The 6,448-nt window shown below is 65.7% G+C and carries 9 protein-coding genes and 1 pseudogene; 5 read left to right on the forward strand and 5 right to left on the reverse strand.

The genetic code is table 11. From position 1 onward, the window contains the following. Nucleotides 1-351 (reverse strand): annotated as a pseudogene (locus GXB81_RS30060) (MFS transporter); the annotation flags it as partial. Between the two features lie 542 nt (nt 352-893). Between GXB81_RS30060 and GXB81_RS30065 the strand changes: the two are divergent. Then, the gene (locus GXB81_RS30065) at nt 894-1,637 is read left to right on the forward strand and encodes a GntR family transcriptional regulator (RefSeq protein ID WP_205299311.1); all 744 of its coding nucleotides are present in this window, start codon (nt 894-896) and stop codon (nt 1,635-1,637) included. A 105-nt stretch (nt 1,638-1,742) separates the two neighbouring features. Here GXB81_RS30065 and infA read toward each other — a convergent pair whose 3' ends face one another. Together infA and GXB81_RS30075 are read right to left on the reverse strand one after the other, a co-directional pair. After that, a complete protein-coding gene (gene infA / locus GXB81_RS30070; RefSeq protein WP_167041524.1) occupies nt 1,743-2,015 on the reverse strand; it encodes a translation initiation factor IF-1 in 273 nt (90 codons plus the stop codon). A gap of 147 nt (nt 2,016-2,162) precedes the next feature. Next, entirely contained in the window at nt 2,163-2,444 is a 282-nt protein-coding gene (locus GXB81_RS30075) for a hypothetical protein (protein ID WP_167041527.1), read from the reverse strand. A 696-nt stretch (nt 2,445-3,140) separates the two neighbouring features. On the opposite strand from GXB81_RS30075, the gene GXB81_RS30080 reads away from it, so the two are divergent. From GXB81_RS30080 to GXB81_RS30090, 3 genes are all read left to right on the forward strand, one after another. Then, the gene (locus GXB81_RS30080) at nt 3,141-3,785 is read left to right on the forward strand and encodes a PAS domain-containing protein (protein WP_167041531.1); all 645 of its coding nucleotides are present in this window, start codon (nt 3,141-3,143) and stop codon (nt 3,783-3,785) included. 54 nt (nt 3,786-3,839) lie between these two features. Next, nucleotides 3,840-4,049 carry a DUF1653 domain-containing protein gene (locus GXB81_RS30085; RefSeq protein WP_167283841.1) on the forward strand — a complete coding sequence of 70 codons (210 nt, stop codon included), beginning with the start codon at nt 3,840-3,842 and terminating at the stop codon, nt 4,047-4,049. A 123-nt stretch (nt 4,050-4,172) separates the two neighbouring features. Next, on the forward strand, nt 4,173-4,367 hold the full coding sequence (locus GXB81_RS30090; RefSeq protein WP_167041537.1) for a YqaE/Pmp3 family membrane protein: 195 nt from the start codon (nt 4,173-4,175) through the stop codon (nt 4,365-4,367). 86 nt (nt 4,368-4,453) lie between these two features. Here the strand turns inward: GXB81_RS30090 and GXB81_RS30095 are convergent, their stop codons facing one another. After that, a complete protein-coding gene (locus GXB81_RS30095; RefSeq protein WP_167283842.1) occupies nt 4,454-4,762 on the reverse strand; it encodes a 2Fe-2S iron-sulfur cluster-binding protein in 309 nt (102 codons plus the stop codon). A 444-nt stretch (nt 4,763-5,206) separates the two neighbouring features. On the opposite strand from GXB81_RS30095, the gene GXB81_RS30100 reads away from it, so the two are divergent. Continuing rightward, nucleotides 5,207-5,497 carry a DUF1488 domain-containing protein gene (locus GXB81_RS30100; protein WP_167041543.1) on the forward strand — a complete coding sequence of 97 codons (291 nt, stop codon included), beginning with the start codon at nt 5,207-5,209 and terminating at the stop codon, nt 5,495-5,497. Between the two features lie 117 nt (nt 5,498-5,614). On the opposite strand, the gene GXB81_RS30105 is transcribed toward GXB81_RS30100, so the two are convergent. Further along, nucleotides 5,615-6,148 (reverse strand): cytochrome b/b6 domain-containing protein, encoded by a 534-nt coding sequence (locus GXB81_RS30105; RefSeq protein ID WP_167283843.1) that lies wholly within the window; start codon nt 6,146-6,148, stop codon nt 5,615-5,617. Nucleotides 6,149-6,448 lie beyond the last annotated feature (300 nt).

Consider the following 6,448-nt stretch of genomic DNA (forward strand, 5'->3'; position numbering starts at 1 on the left):
AATGCGGGGGAGGCCGGCGCCGGCAAGCAAGGCCGTGGCGAGCAGGGTCGCGCCGCTCGATGCGAGCGCGCGTGCCGCGCAGGCCAGCGCGATCGCGAGCAGGCCGAGCGCGACGCCGCGCGTTTCGCCGAGGCGGCGCGTCAACGCGGCCGCGCCGAATGCGCCGAGCCCCATCGCGACGACCGGCAGGCTCGTCAGCAGCGACGCGCCGTAGAAGCTGAGGCCGGTGGCGTTGCGGATCGTCGTCATCAGCGGGCTGATCGACGTGAGCAACGGCCGCAGATTGATGCCGATCACGACGATCGCGCCGAGCCACACGATGTCGTGCCACGTCAGTGCGGCATGGACCACGTGGTTGGCGTGGTTCGCGGAGGTGCGGGACGAGCGGGCGCTGGAGGACGAATTCACGATGGACCTGAAGGCAAAAAGCGGCGCGGCCTGACAAGAGCAACGGCGGCGCGGAATGGAACCGGGCGAGCAGCGGCGCATGCGTGCGCCGGAGCCCGATGGGGCGGGCGGCGCGAGCCGGCGCGGAAACGGGAAAAACCGCTGCAAGCTTTCTTTTGGTTAGCCATAATAACCTGAAATGGTTAACCATTTTGAGGAATGTCCGGTATAAGCCGTCACATAAGCCGCGATGCAGGCTGAGCCGCGAGCGCCTTGGCGTCTCGCATGGGCCACCGCTAGAATGCCAGGCGATGCCGCGATGCCGCGATGCCGCGATGCCGCGATGCCGCGATGCCGGCTTGCCGCTCAGGAGCGGCTAAGGTGCCGCTTACGCGCGGGCTGGACGCCGCGGGCGTGCAAGGCGGCATCGCCCATGCTCGCCGGCTTTACACCGGCTCTGCATGGTCTTCGCTCCATCGTTACCCGCTTTTTCCGTCACTGAATTCATGGCCTCACGTACCCGCCGTCCTTTACCTGCCGAATCCGCCGCGCCTGCTACAGGCACGACAGACGACACCGCGCCGAGCGTCGAAGAGCGCATCTACACATCGATTACCGCGGCGCTCCTGCAAGGCCGTCTGCGGCCGGGCGCGCAACTGGTCGAGCGCGACCTCGCGGCGGCGTTCGGCTGCACGCGCGGCGCGCTGCGCAAGGTGCTCGCGCGACTAGGCTTCGAGGGCAAGCTCGTGCTTGAGGCGAATCGCGGCGCGTTCGTGCCGTCGCCGTCGGAGGAGGACATTCGTCAGGTGTATCGCGCGCGGCAGATCGTCGAGGCGGGCATCGCCGCGTCGCTGTGCGGCGCGCTGAGCGCCGCTCACAAGCGCCGTCTGCGTGCGCATGTGCGCAGCGAGGAGAAGGCGCTGCGCACGGGTGCGATCGACGAATCCGTGCGCCTCGCCGGCCAGTTTCACGTGCTGCTGACAGAACTCGCGGGCGGCACCGAACTGCTCGGCATGGTCGGGCAACTGGTCGCGAAGACCGAGCTGTACAAGGCGCTGTTCGATCCGTCGAAGGGTTCGAGCTGTTCCGCCGACGAGCACGCGCGCATCATCGACGCGCTCGATGCCGGCGACCTGCCGGCCGCGCTGGCGGCGATGCGCGAGCATCTGTCGGAACTCGAGGAGCGGGTGATCGAGCAGGTGCGCAGAAGCGCAGCGGCAGAGGATCTGGGGGCGGTGTTCGGGGGGTAGGGGGCCGTGCGCGCAGCATGCGGTGCGAGGTGTGCCTTCCCGCTACTTGCGCGCACTGCATCGCCGCATCTTGCGGGTACGCAGTGCGCCATGCGCTGCTTCAGCTTATCTCCGCCGCGCAGCCTGCGGCGGGCGGGGCGCGCCGCCGCTCGGGCGCTCGTCCTTGTGGCGGAAATTGATGCGGCCTTTGGTCAGGTCGTAGACCGACATTTCGAGCGTCACGCGATCGCCCGCCAGAATGCGGATGTGGTTCTTGCGCATGCGTCCCGATGCGTAAGCGCCGACCACGACGCCGTTGTCGAGCGTCACGCGGTAGCGGCTGTCCGGAAGCACTTCGTCGACGATACCGTCAAGTTCAATCAGTTCTTCTTTCGCCATGCATAACTCCTGGTCGATGGATGATGAGTAGAGAGCCGGTCGCCGGCAAAACCGGGCGACGCGGCCTGGAATACGTGGTTGGGCGGGGTGTCGCGCCGGAGCGCGCCGCCGGCCCGTGCCTGCGATGGCGCCGGCCGCCCTGGCCGCTCAAAGATCGGCGACCGACTGGCCGTTCACCTGGCCGTCGATGAGCCGTTCGGCGTGCGCCATGCAGGCGATGCGCGCCTTGCCCATGCCGTCGAACGGAAACAGATACTGCAGGCGGAACACCCGGCCGTCGGCGGCCGCATTCGCGCCGACGCGGCAGATGCGCACCGACGCGTCGTAGCCGGCGCCGGGATCGCGGCTCGTCTGCGCGCCCGCCGGGCGGTGCGGATAAACGAGCGGATGAATTTCGTAACCCTTGTAGGTTTTGACTGCTGGATTCATGAACAACGTGTCCTGTATGGCGTGATCCGCGTGGCGCGCGTGATGTACGGCGCGACGGCGCGGACCGGGCGGCGCAGCCCCGAAGGCGCGCCGCGATGAAAAAGGGTTGGCACAGGCCAGGCTAACCGGCCGGGCAGGCTCAATGACAATGGCTCGAGCGGCCGCGCGAAATCGCGGATTCGACGGAAAAAACACGCTGAAGTCGCGCGGACGCCGCGCGCATCGGACGCATGAAGCTGAACCGCTCAGTTGTACGACTCGCGACGGCGAATGCATGCGGCGCATTGCCGGGGTGACGGGATCGCCGGCGAGCGGCGGTCGAACAGTCGGGGGTGGTGCGGAGATGCCGGTTTGAGACTGCCTGGTGCTGCCAGTGCTGCTGGGTGCGAAATGCAACTATTGCAATATGATGCCTTAAATGGGCCTGATTGGATAGTGCAAAGTTCCGCGCACGCCCCGCATGTGCCCCGCATCGCCCGTCTGGCGGGGCTTTGCACGCAGGCGTGCGGACCCGGCATCATGCCGTCGATGTCGCGGCGGCGGCCATCGGTCGCGATGCCCGGCCCATCTCGCTACAATGGCGCGTTGCGAGCCGGGCCGGCGCGCGCGCTTTACCGCCCGGCTTCGGCGAGCCGCATCGCTGCGCTATTCGCGGCCCGCACCCTTGCCGCCTTCTTCGAACCCCGCGTTTATCTCATGCGCAATCAGAACGTGTCGCCTGTCAAAGACCTGCTGCTCAAGCGCTACGCGCCGATCGCCGACGGCATCGCCGCGCTGCTCTATCCGTGCGCCGAAGTGGTGATTCACGATCTGCGCGATCAGACCGTCGCGTATCTGGCGAACAATCTGTCGCGACTCGAGGTGGGCGCGCCGTCGGTGCTCGACGACGCGCACTTCGCGGCGCGCGGTCAAACCATCGGCCCGTACGAGAAGTTGAACTGGGACGGCCGTCGCATGCGCTGCGTGAGCAACATCCTGTTCGACGACGACGGCAGGCCCGCCGGCATGCTGTGCGTGAACTTCAATATTGCGGTGTTCGAGGACGTGCGCTCGACGCTCGATCTGTTCATCAAGGGCGGCTCGATGACCGACGCGCCCGCCGAGGATCTGTTCCGCGACGACTGGCAGGACCGCATCAACACCTATCTGCATACCTGGCTGCGCGAACGGCAGATCGGCATCAATGCGCTCACGCGCGAGCACAAGCGCGAAATCGTCGAGGCGCTGCATGCGCAGGGCGCGTTTCGCGGACGCAGCTCGGCGAACTACGTGGCCGCGGTGCTGACGATGGGCCGCGCGACCGTCTACAAGATTCTGAAGCAGCTGAAAGAGGGCGGCTGACGCGCGCTTGAACGCACGCGGACCGCACTTGCAAATGTTTCGATCGAACCCGATATGAGGACTGATACCGTGCGCTACCGGCACTACAAGGGCGGCATTTACGAACTGATTTGCGAGGCGACGCTCGAATCCGATCCGACGGTCACGATGATCGTCTACCGGGCGGCCAATGGTACGATCTGGACCCGGCCCGCGACAGTGTTTTTCGAGCTTGTCGAGCTTGACGGCGTGAAGGCGCCGCGCTTTGCGCCGATCGACGATTGATACTGCACATGAGCCGTGAACGAGCGGCAGATGCGTGCTAAATGCGTGGTAAATGCGCCTCAACGCGGTCTGCCGGAACGATAGAAACGGATAGAAACACAGGAAAACCCACAGGAAAACCGAATGCGTCTATTGCTTGCCATCCTTCTGCCGTGGTTGCAGTTCTTCACGATTGGCCGTCCGTTCGCGGGCATCATCTGCCTGATCCTGCAGGTCACGCTGATCGGCTGGGTGCCGGCCGCGATCTGGTCGGTCTATGCGCTGAGCCAGTACAACACGGACAAGAAGATTTCCCGCGCGCTCGGCAACGGGCGCTGAGTCACCGGCCCTGAATCACAGGTATTGAATCGCGGGCCTTGAATTACGAGCCTTGAACCGCGGGCGCTGAGTCGCTGCCTCGCTCCTCAGCGCGCCGGTAATTCGATCGCGTCCGGCACTTCGATCACGAGATCGGTTTCGGCGATCGCCACGCACGGCAGGATATAACCCTCGGTCTTTTCCTCGCGGCTGAGGCCCGGCCATTCGATCGTGTAACGCACCCGGCCGGCCGTCATCCTGCACAGACAGGTACGGCATGTGCCATTGCGGCACGAACGCGGCAAACGCAGATTCGCGAAAGCGGCGGCTTCGAGAAGCGTCAGCGAATCGGGGGCTTCGAAGCTCTGGCCGAGCGGTTCGACGCGAACCAGAGGCGGGCGGATGGAGTCGGGCATCGTGCGAATGAGGGGCGGCGAGCGGTCGAGCGCGACACTTTACACGCAATCGCGCGGCCGGTTTCGCAGTTGTTTCCGCAGTTTTGCCCTCACCGCCGTTTTCGCGCCTTTCTTTGCCGTTGCGCCATACCGCGCCGCAACATGCACCGGCGTGTGCGGCGAAATGCGCATCAGGAGCCCATTGAAGGCACCTCGAATCGCGCACCGAATCGCACACCACCAGCACGCATCTCAAGGAAAACCCAGGTAAGGCTTGCGCCTTGCGCGAACTCGTCTAAAGTGAATCAATTCACCTCGGCGCGCCGCGAACTCGCTGCCGCAACGAGGTGACGGCCCGCGTCGGCTGCATGGGACAAGGAGGAACGAGCGGCGGACACGACAGGATGCAACCCGTGCGCGCATTACCGCATCACCTCATGCGCGGCAATTTTCCAGGTGATTCCCATGCAGATCCAATTCCCGAACGAAGCGCCTGAATATTCAGGTCGCGAACTGACCCTGGCGTTTCCCGCGATGATCGACGGGCAGAGGGTGGAGTGCATGATCACTGCGGAAGCCCTCGAAGATCACTTCGGCGCGTTATCGCCGCGGCTCGAAGACATGGTCGTCGCATTCGACGCGCACCGGCCCCGCATCGAGGCCGCCACGCGCCGCCTGCTGTCGGAGACGCGGGCGCAATGCCTCGTGCTTAGAAGCGGCTATGTGCGCTTCTACGAGGCCAACTGGCGCAATTGAGCGACGCCGTTTGGGCGCCGCCTGGGCGCTTATGTGAGCGCTGCTGAACGCTGCCCGAGCATTGTCCACGCCGCGCCGTGCAAGATCGCGGCGAGCGTGTTTCTGCGCGCCTCGCGCTCAGATCATCCGCCGCAGCGCGCGATCCTTGAAGATCACGTGATGCACGATCGCCGCCAGCGCGTGCACGCCGATCACCCCATAGAACACGTTGCCGAGCAATTCGTGCGCGTCCTTGAGCAGCGGGCGGGCGATCGAATCCGCGCCGATCAGCGTGAAGCCGATGCCGGTTCCCGCAAGCGTGACCGGGTGGCCGCCGGCGTTGAGCATCAGCATGCCCAGCAGCGGCTGCACGAAGATGAAGAGGTAGAGCGCGAGGTGCACGGCGCGTGCCGCGAACGCGAGCAGCCGGGTGTTTTCGATTTCCTCGGGCGCGCCGGCCCAGAGTTTCCAGAGCAGCCGCAAGACCGATAGCGAGAGCACGAGCGTGCCCGCCCACAAATGAATGCCGGTCCAGAACGCGCGGCTGTCGGAGCCGCGCGGGCCGCGTATCTCGATGGCCAGATAGGCGAGCGCGACGAGCAGGAAAATGATCCAGTGGAAAAAGACGGCGGGCCTCGTGTAGCGGTCCGTCGCGCGGTTATAGGAAGACATGCGGGGCTCCTCGGGAGAAGTCGGTCGTTTTCGGAATCAACGGATGATAAACGGTGCCAGGGGGCGGCTGCAGTTTCGGAGAACGATCGTCGATCTTTGCTTAAGCGCCCCTTAGCCGGGACGCGAGTGGCGCCGGGGCACGGGCTGGCGGTTGCCCGGCAGTTGCCTGACCGTGGCTGACGTGCCGCGAGGCTGCCGGGTGGCGCGCCCCGTTTGGGGCCGCTCGTCTGGTCCGCCCGTCCGGTTTCACTGCCGGGGTTCACCGCCTGGGGCCGCTGCCCGCTGCCCGCCCCGTTCGCA

Origin of the sequence: Paraburkholderia sp. Ac-20336, assembly GCF_017105025.1 — a bacterium.
GTDB lineage: Bacteria > Pseudomonadota > Gammaproteobacteria > Burkholderiales > Burkholderiaceae > Paraburkholderia.

What these genes read in the sequence shown, in the direction of transcription:
- GXB81_RS30065 (WP_205299311.1), top strand. Translation starts at nt 894, where the DNA reads ATGGCCTCACGTACCCGCCGTCCTTTACCTGCCGAATCCGCCGCGCCT.
- infA (WP_167041524.1), bottom strand. Translation starts at nt 2,015, where the DNA reads ATGGCGAAAGAAGAACTGATTGAACTTGACGGTATCGTCGACGAAGTG.
- GXB81_RS30075 (WP_167041527.1), bottom strand. Translation starts at nt 2,444, where the DNA reads ATGAATCCAGCAGTCAAAACCTACAAGGGTTACGAAATTCATCCGCTC.
- GXB81_RS30080 (WP_167041531.1), top strand. Translation starts at nt 3,141, where the DNA reads ATGCGCAATCAGAACGTGTCGCCTGTCAAAGACCTGCTGCTCAAGCGC.
- GXB81_RS30085 (WP_167283841.1), top strand. Translation starts at nt 3,840, where the DNA reads ATGAGGACTGATACCGTGCGCTACCGGCACTACAAGGGCGGCATTTAC.
- GXB81_RS30090 (WP_167041537.1), top strand. Translation starts at nt 4,173, where the DNA reads ATGCGTCTATTGCTTGCCATCCTTCTGCCGTGGTTGCAGTTCTTCACG.
- GXB81_RS30095 (WP_167283842.1), bottom strand. Translation starts at nt 4,762, where the DNA reads ATGCCCGACTCCATCCGCCCGCCTCTGGTTCGCGTCGAACCGCTCGGC.
- GXB81_RS30100 (WP_167041543.1), top strand. Translation starts at nt 5,207, where the DNA reads ATGCAGATCCAATTCCCGAACGAAGCGCCTGAATATTCAGGTCGCGAA.
- GXB81_RS30105 (WP_167283843.1), bottom strand. Translation starts at nt 6,148, where the DNA reads ATGTCTTCCTATAACCGCGCGACGGACCGCTACACGAGGCCCGCCGTC.